17 protein-coding genes are annotated in these 21032 nt (G+C 58.0%); 7 read left to right on the top strand and 10 right to left on the bottom strand.

Annotated elements, in window-relative coordinates; translation table 11 throughout:
* Positions 1 to 75: 75 nt before the first annotated feature.
* From JOE39_RS16430 to JOE39_RS16420, 3 genes are all read left to right on the top strand, one after another.
* Positions 76 to 897 (top strand): phosphate/phosphite/phosphonate ABC transporter substrate-binding protein, encoded by an 822-nt coding sequence (locus JOE39_RS16430; protein ID WP_032623304.1) that lies wholly within the window; start codon positions 76 to 78, stop codon positions 895 to 897.
* A 31-nt stretch (positions 898 to 928) separates the two neighbouring features.
* Positions 929 to 3847 (top strand): EAL domain-containing protein, encoded by a 2919-nt coding sequence (locus JOE39_RS16425; protein ID WP_024664062.1) that lies wholly within the window; start codon positions 929 to 931, stop codon positions 3845 to 3847.
* Positions 3848 to 4118: 271 nt separating this feature from the next.
* On the top strand, positions 4119 to 5630 hold the full coding sequence (locus JOE39_RS16420) for a Fic family protein (protein ID WP_024664063.1): 1512 nt from the start codon (positions 4119 to 4121) through the stop codon (positions 5628 to 5630).
* Here JOE39_RS16420 and JOE39_RS16415 read toward each other — a convergent pair.
* From JOE39_RS16415 to JOE39_RS16390, 6 genes are all read right to left on the bottom strand, one after another.
* Complete coding sequence (locus JOE39_RS16415) at positions 5623 to 6273, bottom strand: NAD(P)H-dependent oxidoreductase (protein WP_010417412.1); 651 nt, start codon at positions 6271 to 6273, stop codon at positions 5623 to 5625. The two genes, JOE39_RS16420 and JOE39_RS16415, sit on opposite strands and share 8 nt — an antisense overlap.
* Positions 6274 to 6370: 97 nt before the next feature.
* Positions 6371 to 6610: a hypothetical protein gene (locus JOE39_RS16410; RefSeq protein WP_003317071.1), complete on the bottom strand. Its 240-nt coding sequence runs from the start codon at positions 6608 to 6610 to the stop codon at positions 6371 to 6373.
* A 230-nt stretch (positions 6611 to 6840) separates the two neighbouring features.
* Positions 6841 to 9147, bottom strand: coding sequence for a TonB-dependent receptor (locus tag JOE39_RS16405; protein ID WP_198705503.1), 2307 nt, complete (start codon positions 9145 to 9147; stop codon positions 6841 to 6843).
* Between the two features lie 71 nt (positions 9148 to 9218).
* The gene (locus JOE39_RS16400; protein ID WP_044312259.1) at positions 9219 to 9623 is read right to left on the bottom strand and encodes a biopolymer transporter ExbD; all 405 of its coding nucleotides are present in this window, start codon (positions 9621 to 9623) and stop codon (positions 9219 to 9221) included.
* 1 nt (position 9624) lies between these two features.
* The gene (locus JOE39_RS16395; protein ID WP_003317067.1) at positions 9625 to 10317 is read right to left on the bottom strand and encodes a MotA/TolQ/ExbB proton channel family protein; all 693 of its coding nucleotides are present in this window, start codon (positions 10315 to 10317) and stop codon (positions 9625 to 9627) included.
* 10 nt (positions 10318 to 10327) lie between these two features.
* Positions 10328 to 11140: an energy transducer TonB gene (locus tag JOE39_RS16390; protein WP_032662518.1), complete on the bottom strand. Its 813-nt coding sequence runs from the start codon at positions 11138 to 11140 to the stop codon at positions 10328 to 10330.
* 320 nt (positions 11141 to 11460) lie between these two features.
* On the opposite strand from JOE39_RS16390, the gene JOE39_RS16385 reads away from it, so the two are divergent.
* A complete protein-coding gene (locus tag JOE39_RS16385; protein WP_003317065.1) occupies positions 11461 to 12309 on the top strand; it encodes an ureidoglycolate lyase in 849 nt (282 codons plus the stop codon).
* Positions 12310 to 12357: 48 nt separating this feature from the next.
* Here the strand turns inward: JOE39_RS16385 and JOE39_RS16380 are convergent, their stop codons facing one another.
* A complete protein-coding gene (locus tag JOE39_RS16380) occupies positions 12358 to 13176 on the bottom strand; it encodes an alpha/beta hydrolase (protein WP_010417453.1) in 819 nt (272 codons plus the stop codon).
* Positions 13177 to 13468: 292 nt separating this feature from the next.
* Between JOE39_RS16380 and JOE39_RS16375 the strand changes: the two genes are divergently transcribed.
* The 3 genes from JOE39_RS16375 to JOE39_RS16365 all read left to right on the top strand — a co-directional run bounded on the left by JOE39_RS16375 (position 13469) and on the right by JOE39_RS16365 (position 17747).
* Complete coding sequence (locus tag JOE39_RS16375) at positions 13469 to 15787, top strand: mechanosensitive ion channel domain-containing protein (RefSeq protein ID WP_003317063.1); 2319 nt, start codon at positions 13469 to 13471, stop codon at positions 15785 to 15787.
* Positions 15788 to 15940: 153 nt separating this feature from the next.
* A complete protein-coding gene (locus tag JOE39_RS16370; RefSeq protein WP_003426665.1) occupies positions 15941 to 16825 on the top strand; it encodes a sugar nucleotide-binding protein in 885 nt (294 codons plus the stop codon).
* On the top strand, positions 16818 to 17747 hold the full coding sequence (locus JOE39_RS16365; RefSeq protein WP_003391839.1) for an NAD-dependent epimerase/dehydratase family protein: 930 nt from the start codon (positions 16818 to 16820) through the stop codon (positions 17745 to 17747). Before JOE39_RS16370 ends, JOE39_RS16365 begins: the two co-directional genes overlap by 8 nt.
* Before the next feature lie 696 nt (positions 17748 to 18443).
* On the opposite strand, the gene JOE39_RS16360 is transcribed toward JOE39_RS16365, so the two are convergent.
* The 3 genes from JOE39_RS16360 to JOE39_RS16350 form a co-directional block, all read right to left on the bottom strand.
* Positions 18444 to 19130 carry an OmpW family outer membrane protein gene (locus JOE39_RS16360; RefSeq protein WP_003317060.1) on the bottom strand — a complete coding sequence of 229 codons (687 nt, stop codon included), beginning with the start codon at positions 19128 to 19130 and terminating at the stop codon, positions 18444 to 18446.
* Between the two features lie 103 nt (positions 19131 to 19233).
* Positions 19234 to 19758, bottom strand: a complete 525-nt coding sequence (locus tag JOE39_RS16355; RefSeq protein ID WP_004412093.1) for a DUF3299 domain-containing protein — start codon at positions 19756 to 19758, stop codon at positions 19234 to 19236.
* An 8-nt stretch (positions 19759 to 19766) separates the two neighbouring features.
* Entirely contained in the window at positions 19767 to 21032 is a 1266-nt protein-coding gene (locus JOE39_RS16350; RefSeq protein ID WP_003317058.1) for an ABC transporter permease, read from the bottom strand.

Below are 21032 nucleotides of genomic sequence, written 5' to 3'. Positions count from 1 at the left end.
TCGTCACCGTTGGCTAAGAAGTTATTATACCTGTGGAGTAAACAAGTGAAGTTACGCCTGAGCTGCAAAGCTATCATGATCGCCGTGTCTTTGGTCTTGTCGAATGTGGTGGCTTCTGAAGAGCTTAAGGTGTACAATTTTTCGCCTGTCAATCAGTACAATCTTAATCTTTCGGCCAGTTTTTGGAATCCAATTATTAAGTATGTGTCTGAAAAAAGCGGCGTGAATCTCACGCTGAAGTTAGGGCGAACCTCCTCTGATACAACCAGTTATGTGCTCGCGCAAGAAGTTGATTTCGCGTTCACCAACCATCTTTTTAGCCCCGAGCGCGACAAAATGGGCTGGAAGGTGTTTGGTCGCCGTGACGCGCCTGCCCTCGAAGGACAAATCGTGGTGCCTGCCGACTCGCCGATTCATAGCCTTTCGGAACTAGAAGGCAAGGAAGTGGTTTATCCAGGGCCCGAAGCGTTCATTGCTTATAAAGTGACAAGTTCGGAATTGGTCAAGAAAAAGATCAATACGTCTACTGTGTTCGCAGGAAACATGGACGGTGCTTTCAGCCAACTCCTTAGCGGCAAGGCCCAAGCGATGGGGGCCAACTCACAGCTTGTAAGCGGCTACACGGAGAGAGAAGGGAAGTCGTTCCGCGTCCTGTGGAGTTCGGCCTCGTTCAACGATTTAGCCCTCATGGCATCCCCTCGGGTTTCTAAAAAAGAACGTGATGCGGTCGCCAACGCATTTTTTAATATGCAAAACGATCCCGACGGTAGCAGGGTTCTTCGTGAGGCGACCGAGCTGGTGCATGCACCGACACCGATTACCTTCATTCCTGCGACGGAAGCGGATTACGCATCCTATCGTGATTTTTATAATAGTTTGCCAGCAAACCTCAAGTAAATAATCTCAATTTTAGCTGGAGAGGCTGCTAATGAATTTCTTTAAAAGCCTGCTGCCCAAATCACTGACGTCGCGAATACTGGCGATGTTATCTGTTCTGATACTGACTTTTTTGACGACGGGCCTGGGCCTGTTTTATAAAAACCAGTTGCTTCAGCATATTGAAGAGATCCAAGACACCGCGAACATGCTGATCGAGGTTGCCGCGCAAGCGGTCGAGGAGAGTGTCGTCATCGGCGATTACGACACCATCAAAAGAACCCTCGAAAAAACCCTGGCTCGCTCGCCGTTCAAGTCGGCCATGTTTATCGACCTGTCGGGTGGCGTCATTCGCCTTGAGGCCGCCAGTGCGCCGCTTGGGCGAGCGCCTGCGTGGATAGAGTCTGAAGTCGCTGCACGATTGTTCGATGTCAATCGTCCGATCACTGTTGGCGGGAAAGATTATGGCGTGATGCGTCTGTCTTTTAATGCCGAGAGAATTGCTGCTGAGCTCTATAGTCTTGTGATCCAGGCGATATTGTTTGCAGTATTTTTTCTGCTGATAAGTTTGGTTTTGATGGGGTTCATGATCAAGCGTTCGCTTGCCCACCTGGGCAAGCTTCACTCTTATGAGGCAGAAATCGCTTCAGGCGCAGTGGCAGCAGAAGCGATGTTGGTCGCTGATGCTCCCATGGAAATACAGGAGGCTATAAAAGCCGTAAACCGTACTGCTGCGAGTATGCGCAATCACTTTGGCCTGCGTATCGAATCGTTGATGAATACCTTGGTGCAGCATAAAAATGCCCTGGATGAGGTGTCGATCGTTTGCGAAGTGTCGGCCTCCGGACGTATCACCTACGTTAACGAACGATTCGTCACAAGCTCACAGCACTCGCGAGCCGAGCTTTTAGAGTTGACGATCGATGAAGTCTGGACCGGCATGTCTTCGGCCAATGAGCCGTGGCAATGGGCACCTGAAAATGAGGTGTGGAACGGTGAGGTCAGGCTTGCTGGTCGTACCGGCAAGGTTGCATGGCATCGACGCACTGTCATACCTATTCTCGATGACCTGGGCGGCGTTGAAAAATATATCTGCATCGATATCGATATCACAGATCGAAAAGAGTTTGAGGTGGCGATTCTGGATAACGCCAGAAGGCAGAACCTTATCGCCTTGTTTGGCCAGCAGGCATTGACCGAGGAAAACGTCAGTGCTCTGGGTGAGCTGGCGGCACTGACTGCGGCGCAAGGATTGAACCTGAGCAAGGCCGCTTTACGGGTCGTTGATCGAGTGAACCATGAGGTCATCGTCACCGCGGAGGTTGGCTTCGCCGGCGTTGAAATCCGCAGTGGTTATCATAATGATTTTTTGAACAGTACTGCTTCTTCTGCCGGGTTTGTCATTAATTCTGATTCGCCTGATAGCCGTTACACGCTGCTTCCTTGTGACACAGTAGTGGCGTGCAGTATTAGAAGTGGCCTGGAGGTTGATATCTCTTGCAGAGAAGTCTTCAAAGGCGTTCTTGGGGTGTATGCCAGCAGGGATTACCGCTTTACGCGTGAAGATGTCAGCTACCTTCAAACACTTGCCAACCTCTTGGCAGCCGCGCTTGAAAGGTATGACGCAAAGAACAAGCTGACCTACCTGGCCGAAAATGATTCGCTCACCCGTCTGCCTAATCGCTGGTTTCTCAGCAATTATCTGCGCGAGATAATCAGCCGGACCACGTCAGCGCCAGATGCAGTAAGCGTCATATTCATAGATTTGGACCGGTTCAAAGCCGTGAATGACACCATGGGGCATTCAGTAGGCGATCAATTGCTTATCCAGGCGGGTCGACGCTTGAGAGACTGCATTGATGAGAACAGTGTGGTTGCGCGGCTGGGAGGCGATGAGTTTTCGATTGTCGTCACCCATTCTGTTTATTCCGAGAGCCTCATCAAATCGCTGGCGACCCAGGTTGTTGATGCGTTGGGGAAACCGTTCAACCTGGGCGGCCAGGATATATTCGTTTCAGCGAGTGTGGGCATCGCTAATTATCCGTTTGACGGGCGTGACACGGGCGTTATCTTGAAGAATGCGGACACCGCCATGTACCACGCGAAGAAAAGTGGCCGCAATAATTTCAAGTTTTACGACGCCAGGATGAACGAAAGTTTAACCAGGCGCTTGCAAACTGAAACGCTACTGCGGGGTGCACTTGAGCGCGATGAGTTTATTCTGCACTTTCAGCCCAAGGTCAGCCTCGTCGATGGCAGGATAAGTGGTCTGGAGGCTTTATTGCGCTGGAATCACCCGGAGCAAGGTATGATTTCTCCGGCCGATTTTATCCCTATTCTGGAGGACTCGGGCCTGATAATTCCTGTCGGCGTGTGGGTTATCCGCAAAGTCTGTGAAACCCTAAAGAGCTGGGAAAAGAATAATATAAGGCTGGTGCCGATCGCCATCAATCTGTCCGTCAGGCAGCTTCAGGTGAAAGGCCTGGCCGAGACCGTCAAGCATATCGTTGAAGCATACGGTATCAACCCCGCTCTTTTAGAGTTCGAACTGACCGAGTCGATGCTGATGATCGATCCCGAGTCGGCAGTTGAAATACTCCGAGATATAAAGTCGTATGGTATAAGCCTTTCGGTCGATGATTTCGGAACGGGCTATTCCAGTTTAGCCTACTTGAAGCGATTCCCTCTTGATGCCCTCAAAATCGACAGGGCGTTTATCAAAGATATCACCAGCAATCATGAGGACGCCGCGATCACCCGGGCGGTAATCGTATTGGCGCACGAATTGGGTCTTAACGTCATCGCAGAAGGTGTCGAAACAGTCGATCAGTTAGAGCTGCTCGTGACGTATGGCTGCGATCAAATGCAGGGTTATCTTTTTAGTAAGCCTGTCATCAGTGAAGAGTGCGCTGCGATGATTAAATCGTCACGCAGTCTGGATATAAGCTTTTCTGAAAGTGGTGTGGCATAACATCGTATTGATCGTGTCTGCGAGAGCGGTCATGGCAGGCCGCTTTACGCAGCGGCTGCTTTTGGCCGAAAGCACGTATTGGCAGGTAGCTGCATTTGATCAACGATACGCATCAGACGAAACATTTCCGACCCACTGCTACCTGAGTCGAAACGAAGCAGTCTTCACAAAAAATCACCCACTCGTTCATGGTATGCACAGCCAGCTATAATTTTTTCCTCGAAAAGCGTGTAAATTATAATTTTCTCGTGACTCGTATAGGAAATTCTCCATGCAGCAACCCATTGAGCGAGCCGGGTATAGCTGGCTGATCAATGCACTGGATCTTCGCTGCGTGGCGCTTGATCATGAGTGTGTCATTGGCTCGCGGCCTGCGCTCTCACTGCCCGCTGGTGGCGTGAAGATAGAGGTCTTCACCAAGGGCTATGCCAGAGAGCATCGCCCCGTTGACCAGATGCTTTTTGCGCTCTCATACGAAGGGGTGAATATAGGCGTTCTGGAGCGCGCCTTTCAGAATCCGGCTGTTCGTAATGACCTGACTGCTGCAATCGTCGAGAAACCAGCCAGCGGCTATCTGCGCCGACTCTGGTACATCTGTGAGCACATTGCAGGCCACCAATTGCCTTTGCCCGACGCGGCTCAAAACATACCCTATGAGCACCTGCTCCCACCGGATAAATATTTCACCGGCCCAGAGCAAATGTCGCGCAGACACCGGGTGCGGATGAATCTGTTGGGGACACCGAAGCTTTCGGCTCTTGTTACACGCCAGAGTTGGGCAGACGACAATCTTCTGAATGCACAAATAGTCGAGCGTATGCATGACCAGATGGTCGACTTCTCAGTCAGCGAGATTGCTAGAGCGGCGCAGTACCTGCTGACGACCGAGACCCGCAGTTCATACGAGATTGAGCACGAACGCCCGGCGCCTGATCGAATCCTGCGCTTTGTGCGAGTGCTGGAACAGGCAGGCCAGCGCTCGCTTGATGAGGAGTTCCTGTTCGACGTCCATCGAATAGCCCTCGCTACGGGGCGCCCTGACCCTTCCATTGGTGCTTACAGGTATATGCAGAACTGGCTTGGCCGCGGGGATCTGATCCACCTCATCCCGCCAGCGCCGGAGAACGTTCCTGAGATGATGAAGGAGTGGTTCCTGATGCGTGAGCGCGTTATGCGCAGTAACGCGCCAGCGCTGGTTAAATTGAATGCGATTGCGCACAGCTTTATCTATATCCACCCTTTCATGGACGGCAACGGCCGTTTGTCCCGCTTCATCATGCAGGACATCCTGGCTAATGAAGGTGTCAAGCTGCAGGGCATTATCATGCCAATATCTGCTGGCCTTCTGGTCAATCTCGAGACTTATATCGGCGCGCTTGATGCCCTGTCACGGCGGATACTCGGTGCTACGCAGTACCACAGGACGGACCTGGCCAGCGACCCTGAACTGGATGAGGCGCACGATCATCTGTTCGCTCATCTGGATTTCACTGATCTGCAGGGCGAGGTCAACGAGAGTGCTGCGCGGGTTCTGGACGGGCTCATGCGTGACGAAGTTAACCATCTCGTTCGCCGTGACAGATTCAAAGAGCAAATGAATCGCGAACTTGATCTGTCCAACCGAGATCTTGAGCTTCTTATCGCGGTGATCTACGAGAACAGCGGACATGTCTCCAAGCGCAAGCGGACAGGGTTGTTCCAGCACCTGACGGATGAAGATATTGCTCTGGCGGAGAGTATTTACGCCGATCTACATGCGCCTCAAGCGACGGGGTCTAAGTGACCCTGGCACCTTGTGGGTCAGAGTGGTCCGTGGCGAGCTTCGACGCTTCAGCCAGCGCTGCGTTAAAATTGGCCTCTGCCGTTGCGGGATCCGCGAGCGTTGCTTCCGATAGCACTGCGTCGATGGCCGGGATGCCCACCATCCGTGCCCAGGTTCTGAGGTACGCGACCTGATGGTCGTAGGCTTCGGTGGGGAAGTCTTCCCCAAGCGCTACCCCACGTGAGGCGAACACCACCACTTTCTTACCTTTGAGCAGACCACGCATGCCTTGGGCATCGAACTCGAACAGCACACCGCGCTGCGATACGGCGTCAATCAAGTGCTTAAGGCGGTAGGGAATACCGAAATTCCACATTGGCACACTGAAGAGGATGACGTCGGCTCGGTGGAAACGCTCGCCCAATGCATGGATCTGCTTCCACACTGCCTGTTGCTCAGCGCTCATTTGCACACCTTGAAGGTCTGCGTACTTGGCGTTCAAGGCAGGACCGTCGAAGGGCAAAAGATCGGTCGTCCACACGTCCAGAGCGTCCACAGTGGATTCCGGATGAAGTGAGGTAAAAGTCTCAAGGTAGCGCGAGGCCAGTTTCAGGGAAACGGAGCGCTCGGCGCGGGGAGAGCTGGCGATATGAAGAATATGCATGGAATCATTCCTGTTGGGTGCACCCGCAGAAGCTATCCAATTTAGTCTATGAGTTGACGCCGATGTTCCTTCTGGCTTATCGGCTTGAGAGCTAAGTCTACATCCTCAGCGCTATAGCCTCTGCCACAAGGCACTCCAGCGCAAACTGCTCGGTATAGGTCATCTGAATCGGCGTGGTCTCGCCCTTGACGGTCCGCTCCCCATCGAGGATGTAGCGAATGCGTTTGTCGGTCACTCCAATGCGCTTGGCGATCCACGAAGGGGTTTGGCCGATGCGCGAGATCAGTTTGTCGGCATATTCGGTGGAGGGGTTATACAGTTCTGCGTTGGGTGTCATGGGGTGTCCAGATAGAGGTCAGGCGCTATAGATGCGGGGGAGTATGCAGCTCCGTGCGCTGTTCGTCGCCGTGGGGCTGGCCACCGACACGTATTATGCAGCGACTGGCAGATTACCTTCGCGAGCAAGCGCGCTCCCGCAGGATACTGTCTCCTGCAGCAAACCGCCCAGCGTCATTCAATGCAAGTGGCGGGTGGGGCGATCCTTCGCCCATCCTCAGTCAGCAACGATCAGAGTTTCACGCCGAGTGTTACGAACGCGCTGCGCGGTGTGCCCACTTGAAGAATCTGCAAGTTGCCCGCCGGGTCGGTGGCTGCGCTGGCGTCGGTGTTGAGGGTGGAGATGTAGCGTTTGTCGAACAGGTTGACCATGTTCAGCGACAGCGTGGTGTCCTTGAGGGCGCCGAGTTTGCCGAAGTCATAGCCGAGGTTGGCGTTTGCCAGCCAGTAGCCGCTGACACTGGAGTCATTGGTGTAGGTGTAATAGCGCTTGCTGATGTAGCTGCCTTGCAAGCCGGCGTTCCAGTGTTCCCAATTCCAGTCCAGATTGCTTGAATACATCAGTTTCGGTGTATCGACGACGGTCTTGCCTTTTACATGAACGGTGTTGCCGCCGCTGGCGTAGTCATCGTCGTAAGTGCTGTGGTTATAGGACATGGAGTTGGACCAGCGCCAGTTCTCATTGGGCGTCAGGCCGAACGACAGTTCCAGGCCTCGACTGGTGACCGAGCCGACGTTGGCGACGCCGTTCTGGCAGATGACGATGCCGGTGCAGTTGGTGATGGCGACCAGGCGGTTATCGAATTTGGTGTTGTAGATCGCCGCCGAGGCCGAATACAGTTTGGTGCTGCGGCGCACACCCAGCTCCACGGTTTTCGAGGTTTCCGGCTTCAGGTCCTTGAAGCCGTTCTGCGCATCGACGGCGCTCTGCGTCGTGAAGAACGGGCTGTAACCGCCACTCGGGAACGCTGCCATGTTTTCCGAGTAAGAGGTGAAGACTTCGTCGTCCTCGTCGAGTTTGTAGGTTGCGCCTACTTGCGGCAGAAACCTGTCCCGCGCTTGCAGCGAACCACTGGCGTAACCGCCGCCTTTGCCCTCGGCTGTCGAGGTTGTCACGGTATTTTTCGCGCCGAACTCAAGTTTGAGGCGGTCATCGAGCAAAGTGTAGGTGTCGCGCAGGTAGAACTGCCGGGTCAGGTCGTTGTAACTCTGATCCAGCACGGTGGCCGCCAGGGGCAGGCCATCGGTTTTGACGATGTGGTTCTGCGGCGTCGCATTGGTGGTATCGAACAGGTAACGCGAGATGTCGTTCTTGTTGGACTGAATCCAGAACCCGCCCTGAATTTCATGCTGGCCGAGGTAGTAGGTCAGTGAACTCTGGAAACCGGTTCGATCGATGCCGTATTTTGTGCTGCGAATCGAATTGCTCGGCACTGTCGTCGAGCCGCTGGTGTAGACGAACGGGTAATACGAATTGCCCCGGCCCGAGTCATGGTGGTGATAGGCGGTCGCGTCCAGAACCAGATCATCGGTCAGCGAGAAGTTGCCGTTGAGGATGTCCAGTTCGTCGTCACGCAGGCTGCTGGCGTTGTAGGTCGCATCGTTCGCACTGGTGACCCCGCCGCTATAAATGCCGTTGGCCGCATTGACCGCGCGGGTCCAGTCCGGCGTGTAGTAGCTCCAGTTGTAGCCCAGACGCTGGATGATGCTTTTGGACATGTTCGGCAGGTTGGCTTCGTCATGGGACGAGGTGCTGTGGAAGAAGCTCACCCGATTGTCGCCGAAGTTGTAGTTGACCTTGGCGTTCACCGCGTCGGACTTTTGCGGGTTGTTGTGGCCTTTCCAGGCGTCGGCGTCGTACTTTTCGCCCGACACGTACGCTGACAGGCCGTTGTATTCGCCGGTATCGACCCGCATGAAAGTGCGTGAGGTGTCGTAGCTGCCCAGGGTTTGCGACAGACGCGCGCCGAACTCTTTATCGGGGTTGGAGCTGGTGAACTGGATGGTGCCGCCCAGATCACTGTTCGATGCCGTGCCCAGTGAGCCGATGCCGGGTGCCACTTCGCTGGAGGCGATGTTTTCCGCGATGATCGCGCGGGTGATGCTCAGCCCGTTGAAGTTGCCAAAGCTCATGTTGCCGAGGGTGACGCCGTCCAGCGTGTAGCCCAGGTGGTGCATATCGAAGCCGCGCAGGCTGATGCGCTGGCTGCCTTCCTCGCGACCCAGCGGGTCACCGGACTGGAAGTTGACCCCCGGCAGGCGTTGCAGAACCTTCATCGGGCTGGTGCCTGCCGAGTAAGCCTTCACATCCTTTTGCGTCACGCGCTGCACCTGGCGAGTCTCGCCCTGACCAATCACCGATACCGTGCCCAGCGTCATGGCGGCGCTGTTGTCGCTGGCGGGCGCCGTTGCCGAGGTGGGCACATCGTCATCGGCCTGAATGAACGGGCTGATCAGGCACAAAGAGTTCAATGAAATCAGCAGCGCGAGGCGCGTTACCGGGAATCGAGGGGTACGCGATATCGATCGATTGTTCATGGAAAGGTTTTCCTGGGGCGTCAGGGTGCCGCGCTTGCGGCGGGTCATGTGGTTAACGACAGGTTTTTGTTTCAGGGGCTTTCGGTAATCACCGACAGGCGACTGATGCCGGCTTTCTGCACATCGGCCAGTACCTGCGCTACGCGGCCGTAACCCGTCGCCTGATCGGCGCGCAGGCTGACGGCGACGTCCGGGTCTTTGCTGTGCAGGGTTTGCAGAGCCTCCGGGAGTTGCTCCAGCGCTACAGCCTGGCTGTCGATGAATACGCTGCCGCTGGCGTCGACACTCACCACCACCGGGTCGGCCTGATCCAGTGAGGTGGTGGCGACGGTCTGCGGCAGGTCCAGCGGTATGGCGTTATTGAGCAGCGGTGCGGTGACGATGAAGGTCACCAGCAGTACCAGCATCACATCCACCAACGGCGTGATGTTGATGTCGCTGATTGCATCGTCATCATTGGACGTGGAGAAGGACATGTCAGCTCACTCCTTTCAGGCTCGGGGCCGTCTTGTCGCGGTGGTCGGGTTGCAGCCGGAAGGCGTTGCGTTGCGAGAGGTTGAGGAAATCCACGGCGAACTCTTCAAGGTCCGCGATCACCAGCTTCAGACGCCGCCCGAAAAAGTTGTAAGCCAGCACCGCAGGCACCGCGACGGCGATGCCGACGCCGGTCGCTACCAGCGCTTCGCCAATCGGCCCGGCGACCACCGCAATGCTCGCCGACTTGGCCTGGCTGATCGCGCTGAGTGCATGAATGATCCCGAACACCGTCCCGAACAGGCCGATGAAGGGCGCGGTGCTGCCGATCGATGCCAGCAGGATCATGCCGCTCTCCAGGCGACGACGTTCCTTGTGGATCTGTTGACGCAGGCTGCGCTCGAGCAAGTCCTGGCGATTCCAGCTATGGCCCAGGTCCGGCGAATCATGCGGCGCGGCTAGGGCCTGCGCGCCGGCATCGGTCAGGCGTGCCAGGCTGCCTTCACTGTTCGGCAGGTGCAGCGCATTTTTCAGGTCACGGGCGGCCCAGAACTGCGTGGCGTAGCGTCGGTTCTGCCGGGTCAGTCGCCAGTGCTGGAAGGTCTTTCCGAGCAACAGCGCCCAGGTCACCAGCGAGAAAATCACCAGCAGGGCCATTGAGGATTGGGTAATGAGTACGGAGTAAGCAGTGTTCATGACGTGAGCCTCAGGGTGCGAGTTTGAAAGCCATGGGGACGTTGACCCAGCCTTCTACCGGGGTGTCGCCGCGTTTGGCGGGAATAAAGGTCCATTGCCGGACGGCGGCCTGCGCGGCTTCGTCCAGCGCCGGGACGCCGCTGCTTTGCAGCACTTGCACCTGGTCGGTACGTCCGTTGGGCAGCACATGCACGCGCAGCATCGTCGTGCCTTCCTGATGGCGGCGCGCGGCGGCGGGCGGGTAGACCGGCGGCGGATTGTTCAGGTAACCGGCCCGGCCTATCGGCGCGGTGGTGGTCTGTGGTGCCGCTGGTGCAGGTCTTGGCGCTGGCGCTGCAGCAGGTGCCGGTGTGGGCGCCGCGACGGAAGGTGCCGGCGCAACAGGTTTGGCGACAGGTTTGCTCGTTGCGGTTCTGGGCTGGGCCTTGGGCTTGGGCAACTCGGCAGGTTTGGGCTCGGGTGGCGCGGGCTTGGGAGCTGGCGCAGGCGGCTCCGGTGCTGGCTGAGGCGTTGGTTCGGGCGGCGTCGGTTGTGCAACCGGCGGCGCCACGGGCGGCGGTACCCACTGCACGGTGATCGGAATCGGCGGGGTCGGCTCGGGCGCTTGCGGGTGATCGGCCATCAGCCACGCGGCCAGCGCGGCATGCAACCCGATCGCCAGTGCAATCGCCAATGCGGCGTGCGGCCATATGCGTGGTGCGTTGTCGCCGTTCTGCTGGACCACAAGCGACGATGGGGCAACGTTGCAGTTACCCACAGGCTGATGTGGCCAGTGGCGTAGCTGACGCGGCGGTAATCGGCGGGACAGTATCAGCGTTGACATGAGTTCAGCTCACCCGTGAAAGAATACGAACCTTGGCGCGTTGGCGAAGGGCTCGTTTCAACTGGAGCCGATATTAATACTCGTTGTGTGTATTAATTATGACCGCCGCCGCGTGATCGTGATTTTCTGTGTTGAAAGTGAACCCGGCTTGCCGCGCAACTGTTCGTAAATTTCATTAGGCGAGGCATCGGCTGCAATGCTATCTGTCCAGACGTGCCACGTTCGTCATTACACGAAAACGTATCGCCGCGCAGGCTGGGCAACAGGGCGTCACCCTCTTGATCCGCGGTTCACACCTTGGACAGAAACGGGAGAACTCGATGAAATTGCTACGTTATGGTGAGAAGGGTCTGGAAAAGCCAGGCTTGCTTGATGCTGCCAACCAGATCCGTGACCTGTCTGCACACGTCAAGGATATCGCTGGCGATGTGTTGAGCCCTGCAGGGCTTGCAAGCCTGGCTGCGCTGGATCCCGAGAGCCTGCCTCTGGTTCCGGGCCAACCACGCATCGGGGCGTGTGTCGGGCAGGTCGGCAAGTTCATCTGCATAGGCTTGAACTACGCTGACCACGCCGCGGAGTCGCAGATGGAAGTACCGAAGGAACCGATCATCTTCAACAAGTGGACCAGTGCTATTTGCGGCCCCAACGATGATGTCCAGATCCCCCGTGGCTCGCTCAAGACTGACTGGGAGGTCGAGTTGGGCGTGATCATCGGCAAGGGCGGACGTTATATCGATGAAGCCGATGCCATGGAGCACGTGGCCGGGTATTGCGTGATCAACGATGTGTCCGAGCGCGAATGGCAGCTAGAGCGCGGCGGGACCTGGGACAAGGGTAAAGGCTTCGATACCTTCGGCCCGTTAGGTCCATGGCTGGTGACCCGCGACGAAGTTGCCGATCCTCGCTCGCTCGACCTGTGGCTGGAAGTGGACGGCCACCGCTATCAGAATGGCAATACGCGCACGATGATTTTCAGCGTGCCGCAACTGATCGCCTACCTGAGCCGTTGCATGAGCCTGCAACCAGGCGATGTCATCTCGACGGGGACGCCACCGGGTGTGGGGCAGGGCGTGAAGCCGCAACCTGTCTTCCTGCGTGCTGGGCAACGCATACGTCTGGGGATCGCAGGGCTGGGCGAGCAGAATCAGTTGACCGTTCCGGCCGACTGACCCGCTGCCAGCAGGGGGCCGGCAATCGGCTCCCTGTCACACAAGCCATCAGCCCTGCAAAAACGCCAGCAGGTCTTTGTTGAGCGTCTCTGCATGGGTCACTGCAAACCCGTGCGGCGCGCCTGGGTAAACCTTCAGTTCGGCCCCCTTGATCATCGCGGCAGCCCGTTTGCCCGAGGCTTCAAACGGCACTACCTGATCGTCGTCACCATGAATCACCAGGGTCGGCACATCGATTTTTGCCATGTCCGGGCGGAAGTCGGTTGCGGAGAACGCCGTCACGCAATCCAGCGTGCCCTTGAGCGAGGCGAGCAGGGCGATGTTCAGCGTTTGCGTCTGTACGCCTTCGGAGACTTTCTGGCCGTGGTTGATGCCATAGAACGTGCTGGCGAAGTCGCTGATGAACTGAGCGCGGTCCTTGAGCAGGCCTGCCGTGATGCCATCGAATACGGACTGCTCGACGCCTTCCGGGTTGTCAGCGGTCTTGAGGAAGAACGGTGTGACCGAGCCCAGCAAGGCCAGTTTGGCCACTCGCTCGCTGCCATAGTTGGCGATGTAGCGCGTAACGTCGCCACCGCCCATGGAGAAGCCCACCAGTGTCACGTCGCGCAGATCGAGGTGTTCGATCAGATCGGCGATGTCGTCAGCGAAGGTGTCATAGTCATAGCCGGTCCACGGCTGGCCGGAACGACCGAAACCGCGGCGGTCGAAGGCGATGGTGCGATAGCCCCGGCTGCTCAGATATTCCATCTGGTATTCCCACATGTCCGCATCCAGCGGCCAGCCGTGGCTCAACAGGACCGGTTTGCCCGTGCCCCAATCCTTGTAATAGATCTCGGTGCCATCTTTGGTGTTGAACGTGCTCATGCAGATTCCTCTTGATGTCAGGTTCTCGATGTCAGGTTGATCGGGCGAACGCCGTGCTGCGCGGGCGGGCGAACGCCTTCGGCAGCCCCCGATAATTCCGGCAGTGGGGGTTTTGCATAGTTCAGTCGAGAAGACTGAGCGTACTGCCCTGACGCGTTTTTTCTGAAACATTGCCTCATCGTATTTGCATGCCAAAACCGAACTTGCCGCGCATACGGGAATCAGTTCATTGGGGTCGGGGCTTGCCTTGCCCTGTCCATGGTTTGACTTGCCCATTGAAGGAGAGAACTGCGTGGCGTCTCAGCTGAAAATCTTGATCCTTTCGGGTCTGCTGTTATTCGCAGGCAGTTTCAATCTCCAGGCGGCCGATGTACCTGCATTACCGATGGGCGCCGCGGTGCCGGCAGACGACAAGGCTGCTGAAAAGGCTGACCCCAAAGCCGACCCCAAGGCCGCTGACAAACCCGCCGCGAAAGCGGATGACAAGGCGGCGGACAAGGACAAGGCCGATGCGAAACCCGCCGATGGCGCAGAGCCTGCGGCCGAGACTCCTGAGTTGCTGGTGCAGGGTGGGTTGCTCGGTGCCATCAGTACCAGCATCGATGACGTCCAGGAAAAGCTCAATCTGGATGACAACCTGTTCGAAGCCTGGCAACTGCGCGCCGATCGCGCAGCCGACGAGCTGGAAACGCTGGTCAACAAACGCACCACACGCTCCCCATGGAGTGTCGCCGGGGACTTCCTCGCCCTGTCTTTTGTCTGGATCGCATCGTTTGCGGTTCTGACCACGCTGGGTCGTTTTCTGGCCGTACGCTTGTGCCGCACACCGTTCATGCGGGTGCGCGCCCGCAGTCAGGCGCTGCTCAAATACGTATTGCCGTTTACCCTGCCAGCCATCGTCTGCCTGCCGTTGACCCTTTACGTCAGCCACTTCATGCCGTCTTCGGTAGGCCGTGCGCTGGCGCTGTGTTTCGCGTATGCAACCAGCAGCGGCATCGTTTCGACCTCGGTACTGCTCTGCGTGATCGTGATGTTCAACTTCGGGCATAAGCGTGCCGGCGTGCGCATGATCCGCCGCTACGCGCCGAGGCCCCTGTTCGTGGTCGGCTTCCTGGCGGCGCTGAGCGATGCGTTGACCAGTCCGCAGATCGCCCGTCAGCTCGGCAGTAACGTCACCACCAGTGTTGCGGTGTTTACCGGGCTGTTCGCCTCGGTGGTGTTCTGCATGCTGATCATCAAGGTGCGTCGCCCGGTAGCCCACCTGATCCGTAACCGCTCATTGAGCAGTCGTCTGCAACGGCCCGCGCTGCAACAATCGTTGAAGATATTCTCCAGGCTGTGGCACCTGCCGATCCTGCTGATGATTCTGGTCTCGGCGATCAACCTGATTGGCGCTGGCGAGGACAGTCAGCAAGCGCTGCGGTGTGCGTTGTTCACCACCATTCTGCTGATTGCCACGGTGTTCCTCAGCACCGTGTTCCAGCACCTGTTCAAACCGACCGAGACCCTGGGCCGCGGCGGGCATGTGTACAAGGCGCGTCTGTTGAGCCTTGTGTACGCGGTGTTGCGTATCGCGCTGGCCATCGGGTTCATCGAGATACTGGGGCGGATCTGGGGCTTCTCGATGTTCGAGTTTGCCCAGCGCAATACCCTGGGCCGAGTGATCAGTGATTCATTGAGCAGCATCGGTCTGATCTTCGTCGTCACCTGGCTGTTGTGGGTAGTGCTCGACACTGCCATTCAGGAAGCCCTGAAACCGCCGGTCAATCATCGTAGTGGTCGCCAGCCGAGCACGCGGATCAAAACCATTCTGCCGCTGCTGCGCAACGCGGTGAAAATCATTCTGGTGGTGATCTGTGCGATCACCACCATGGCCAACCTGGGCATCAACGTGGCACCACTGCTGGCGGGTGCCGGTGTGGTCGGTCTGGCCATCGGTTTCGGTTCGCAACAACTGGTGCAGGACGTGATCACCGGTCTGTTCATCATCATCGAGGACACCTTTTCGGTGGGTGACTGGGTGGTGCTCAGTACCGGGCATTCCGGGTCGGTGGAGAGCCTGACCATTCGCACCGTGCGCCTGCGTGACGGCAAGGGGTTCGTCCACTCGGTGCCGTTCGGGCAGATCAAGGCGGTCACCAACCAGTCGCGGCAATTCGCGTACGCGTTCTTCTCGGTGCAGTTTACTTATGATTCGGACATCGATGACGCGCTGGCGCTGATCCGCGAGACCGGCCAGTCGATCAGCGAAGACATCCTGCTCAAGCACAACCTGCAGGGGCCGCTGGAGGTCTTCGGCGTCGACCGCATGGACCTCAACGGCGTGGTGCTGACCGCGCAATTTCGTACCTCCTCGGGCGGTCAGTACGCGGTGGGACGTGCGTTCAACGAGCGTCTCAAGCGCCTTGTGGATAAGAACCCGAACGTGCGTTTTGCGCAGACTTATCCACAGATGGTCATGGGGCCGGGCTTCAATAACCCGCAGGCTGGCGTCGAAGCCGAAGGGCCGCCCGCGCCCTCGGACCCTGCCATGGCGACACCTTCTGCGCCCGCGCCGGCGCCGCTCAGTCTGTCCAAAGGAAACAGCACTCCGGGCCCGGCAGCTCAGTAACTCAACCGCCGCACGGGGACGCTGCAACGCTTTGTCGCGGCGTCATTAACCCGCCAGGCTGCGCAACTGTTGGGGGTTGGCAGGCAACGTGTTATGTTTGCAGGCGTTTTTCAATTGTTCGTTTGATTACCTGATACCGAGCCTGCTGACTCTATGCGAATGCGCCTTATGCTGTTGGGCGGCGGGAATGCCCTCGGGCAGGCGCTGATTCGTCTGGGTGCCGAGGAAGACATTGGTTTCCTCGCACCACGTCCACCGCAAGACGGCTGGGACGTGGCGAGCCTCACGCAACTGCTTGATGACACCCGCCCCGATGCCCTGATCAACCTTGCTTACTACTTCGACTGGTTTCAGGCGGAGACCGTGAGTGAGGCGCGCCTGACCCATCAAGAGCGCTCTGTCGAGCGTCTTGCCGAATTGTGTCAGCACCACAACATCACGCTGGTTCAGCCGTCCAGCTATCGTGTGTTCGATGGTTCCCGCGCGACGGCCTACAGCGAAAAAGACGAGCCTGTACCCTTGGGCCTGCGCGGTCAGGCCCTGTGGCGTATCGAACAGAGCGTTCGCGCGACCTGCCCGCAACATGTGCTGGTGCGTTTCGGCTGGCTGCTGGATGACAGCACCGATGGTGTGCTGGGGCGCTTTCTCTCGCGTGCGAAGGAACCCGGAGAGCTGCTGCTCGCCGACGATCGCCGCGGCAACCCGACGCCGGTCGATGATGCGGCACGGGTGATCATTTCGGTCATCAAGCAACTCGACTGCGAAGCGCCGCTGTGGGGCACCTACCACTACGCCGGACACGAGGCGACCACGCCGCTGGCGCTGGGGCAGGCAGTACTCACCGAAGCGCGTCTGCTGCACGCGCTGGCCATCGAATCGCCCACTGCGCAGGCTCATGCCGCGCGTCCCGATGCAGCCGAAGAACCGCAGCACGCGGTATTGGCCTGCAAGAAAATTCTCCACACTTTCGGCATCAAGCCCCGCGCCTGGCGGGCCGGCCTGCCAAGCCTGCTGGATCGGTATTATCGACATGTCTGACGCTCCTGTTCTGATCACTGGAGGTGCGGGTTTCATTGGCTCGCATCTGACCGACGCATTGCTTGCCAGCGGGCAGACCGTGCGTATCCTCGACAACCTCTCGGCAGGCAAGCGCAGCAATTTGCCGCTCGATAACCCGCGGGTCGAACTGATCGAAGGGGACGTGGCCGATGCCGACCTGGTCAAGCGCGCGGCGCAGGGCTGCAAGGCCGTCGTGCACCTGGCGGCAGTGGCCTCGGTGCAGGCGTCGGTCGATGACCCGGTGCGTACCCACCAGAGCAACTTCATCGGCACGTTGAATGTCTGCGAGGCCATGCGCGAAGCGGGCATCAAACGGGTGATCTTCGCTTCCAGCGCGGCGGTGTACGGCAACAACGGTGAGGGCGAAGCGATCACCGAGGACACCACCAAGGCACCGCTGACGCCTTACGCCTCGGACAAGCTGGCCAGCGAGTATTACCTGGATTTCTACCGTCGCCAGCATGGCCTGGAACCGGTGATCTTTCGCTTCTTCAACATTTTCGGGCCACGCCAGGACCCATCGTCGCCGTACTCGGGCGTGATCAGCATCTTTGCTGAGCGTATCCGCAAAGGCCTGCCGATCAGCGTGTTTGGCGATGGCGAGCAGACGCGGGATTTCTACTATGTCGGGGATCTGCTCAAGCTACTGCTGCAGGCCTTGTCACGGGAAAGCGCCATCGAAGGCGCGATCAACGTCGGCCTGAACAAGACCACGTCGCTCAACGAACTGCTGGCTGCGCTTGCGCAGGTTGTCGGCAAGCAGCCGGAAGTCACCTATCAGGCACCACGCTCGGGCGACATCAAACACTCCCGCGCCAGCAACCAGCGCCTGCTGGAACACTTCACCCTCGACGAGCCAACGCCACTGGTGCGCGGGCTTGAGTTGTTGATGGGGCAGTGAGCCCTACATCGAATGTAACTGCCTATTCGCGAACAAGTTCGCTCCTACAAAAGCCTGTGAGCACCTGTAGGAGCGAACCTGTTCGCGAAGCCGATATTGCAGACGCAGAAATTACATCGAATGTAACTGCCTATTCGCGAACAAGTTCGCTCCTACAAAAGCCTGTGAGCACCTGTAGGAGCGAACTTGTTCGCGAAGCCGATATTGCAGACGCAGAAATTACATCGAATGTAACTGCCTATTCGCGAACAAGTTCGCTCCTACAAAAGCCTGTGAGCACCTGTAGGAGCGAACTTGTTCGCGAAGCCGCTATTGCAGACGCAGAAATTACATCGAATGTAACTGCCTATTCGCGAACGAGTTCGCTCCTACAAAAGCCTGTGAGCACCTGTAGGAACGAACTTGTTCGCGAAGACGATATTGCAGACGCAGAAATTACATCGAGTGTAACTGCCTATTCGCGAACAAGTTCGCTCCTGCAAAAGCCTGTGAGCACCTGTAGGAGCGAACTTGTTCGCGAAGCTGACATTGCAGGCGCAGAAAGTGCATCGAATGTAACTGCCTTCGGACCAGCCCGTTCCTGCAAAAAGCGCGGCATTACTTCGTCATGGAGTTGGTACGAGATCATCAGGTCTACAAAACACAAAGGCACCCAATAAGGGTGCCTTTGTGTTTGTGGCGCTTGAGACGTTCAGGTCAGAACTTGTAACCCACGCCCACCATGTACACCCACGGGTCGATGTCCACGTCGACCTTGGTCTTGCCGACGGCCAGGGCTGACGGGCCGTCCACGGTTGCTTTGGTATCGATGTCGACGTACCAGACTGAGGCGTTGAGCAGTACGTTGTCGGTGATCATGTAATCCATGCCCAACTGCCCGGCCAGGCCGACCGAGTCCTTGAGCTTGAGGTTGCTGAAACCCTGATTCTTACGGTTGCCGGTCAGGTCGGTATCGAAGAACGTGGTGTAGTTGATGCCCACGCCAGCGTACGGCTGGAATTTCGACGACGGTTCCATCGGGTAGTACTGCAACGACAGCGTCGGCGGCAGTTGTTTGATATCGGCCAGCTTGCCATCCAGGCCAGGCCCGAGGCCTTTGACCGATACGGTGTGGCTGAACGGTGTGGCGGCCAGCAACTCGACGCCGACGTGCTGGGTCAGCATGTAGGCGAAGGTCAGGCCCAGCTGGTTTTCGCCGTCGACAGTCGCTTTGGTGCCGGAAACCTTGGCACCGTCGAGGCGCACTTCGCCGCTGTCTTCATTGGGCTGGACGTGTGCGACACCGGCGCGAACGATGAAGTCGCCGGACTGGTAGGCGTGTGCCGCGACCGGGGCGGTGAGGGTAAGCGCGACAAGGGACGCGCGTAGCAGATGCTTGTGCATGGAGGCTCCAGAGATCAGTCAAAATTTATGGGCGTAATGTTAAAGCGCTGTCGAGCGGCGACTTTGACTCAGCTCAATGAAATCGCTGGGAACCTCGTGATCCTTATGAATCCGGCAACTCGTAGACAAGAATCTTGTCTGCCTGCATCTGATAGCCCGCTTCTGCCAGTTCGCTGGAAGACGACTTGGCCTGCATCGGTCCTTCGATCCAGTACGGCTGATACAGCTCATCGACCTTCACACCCAGCTCGCTCGTGACATGCACGATCTGGTTCGCCGGTGGCGGCGGCACATGAATGCAGGCGCCGAAATACGGCACCAGCAAAAACTCCGTCACCCGGCCTTCCTCACTGACCTCGAGCGGCACGATGTAGCCCGGTAAGCGCACCAGTTTGCCGTCCAGTGCCTTGACCACTGGCGCATGCGGTGCCAGTTGGTGGGCCGCAGGCGCTGCCTCCATGGCCAGTGCATCGGACAGCTTGGACATATCGTGCAGCGGAGCCGTTACCGGCTTCACCACAGGTGCATCGGGTGGAATCATGTCATTCCAGGTCAGCTCACGCGGCTCGGCGGCCCACACTTGAGTGGTAACCGAGAACAGCAGAGTGAGTAGCATGCGCCGCATCATGAAGGTCCTCATAAACGAATCGACAGTCCATCGGCCAGTGACTGCCTGTAGGCTCGCCAGGCTGGCACGGTTCCCATCAACAGCGCGCAGCCGAGAATGGCACCGAGTAATGTCCATTCATATTGGCCAGGTGGCATAGACGACAGGTACAGACCATAGTTGTCGAGCACGTAGTCGCGGGCCACGAAGATGCCGATATAGAGCAGCGCAAGGCCGCTGATGACACCCGCCAGCGCCAGGGCGAAGGCTTCGAGTATAAGCAGACTTGCGATATGCCAGGGGCGCGCGCCGACCGAGCGCAGGATGGCCATTTCCCGGCGGCGCTCGTTGAGGCTGGTAAGAATCGCAGTCAGCATGCCGATCAGTCCGGTCAGCACCACGAACAGCGAAATCACGAACAGCGCCTTTTCAGCCGTGCCCATCAGGCTCCACAGCTCCTGCAGTGCCACGCCGGGCAGAATCGCCAGCATGGGCTCGCCACGGTATTCGTTGATCTCGCGTTGCAGGCTGAAGGTGGAAATCTTGCTGTTCAAGCCCAGCATGAAGGCAGTGATCGCCGTCGGCGTCAGGTCCATATTGCGCGCCTGATCGGCTGAGATGCGCTCGTTGCCGCGTGCCGGGGCGCCGTTGTGCCAGTCGATATGAATGGCTTCCATGCCGCCCAGGCTGATATGCAGCGTGCGGTCCACCGGCGTGCCGGTCGGCTTGAGGATGCCGACCACGGTGAACGGTTTGTCGTCATGCTTGACCAGGCTGATCGCGGCGACACCGTGCGCCAGTACCAGCTTGTCGCCTAGCTTGTAATGCAGCGCCTTGGCGACCTCCGAACCCAGCACCACTTCAAAGGGATCGGTCTTGAACTCACGTCCTTCGGCCATTTCCAGGTGCTGTTGGCGACCGAACTGATAATGCTCGAAATACGCTTCGTTGGTGCCCATCACCCGGTAGCCACGATGGGAGTCGCCCAGCGAAACCGGGATCGCCCACTTGACCTGCTTGCTGTTGGCGAAGTGCTCGAAGCTGTCCCAGCGAATGTTGTTGGTGGCATTGCCGATGCGGAACACCGAGTACAGCAACAGGTTGATCGAGCCGGAGCGCGCACCGACGATCAGGTCTGTGCCGCTGATGGTGCTGGCGAAGCTGGAGCGCGCTTCGGTGCGCACCCGCTCGACGGCCAGCAACAGGCAAACCGACAGCGCAATGGCGAAGGCAGTGAGAAACGCGGTGAAACGGCGATTGGCCAGGCTGGCCATGGCCAGACGAAACAGATACAT

The organism is Pseudomonas sp. PvP100, assembly GCF_017833055.1.
Classification (GTDB): Bacteria; Pseudomonadota; Gammaproteobacteria; order Pseudomonadales; family Pseudomonadaceae; genus Aquipseudomonas; species Aquipseudomonas syringae.
The sequence above is the reverse complement of the archived record's forward strand: the minus strand, read 5'-3'. Positions and strand labels throughout refer to the sequence as shown.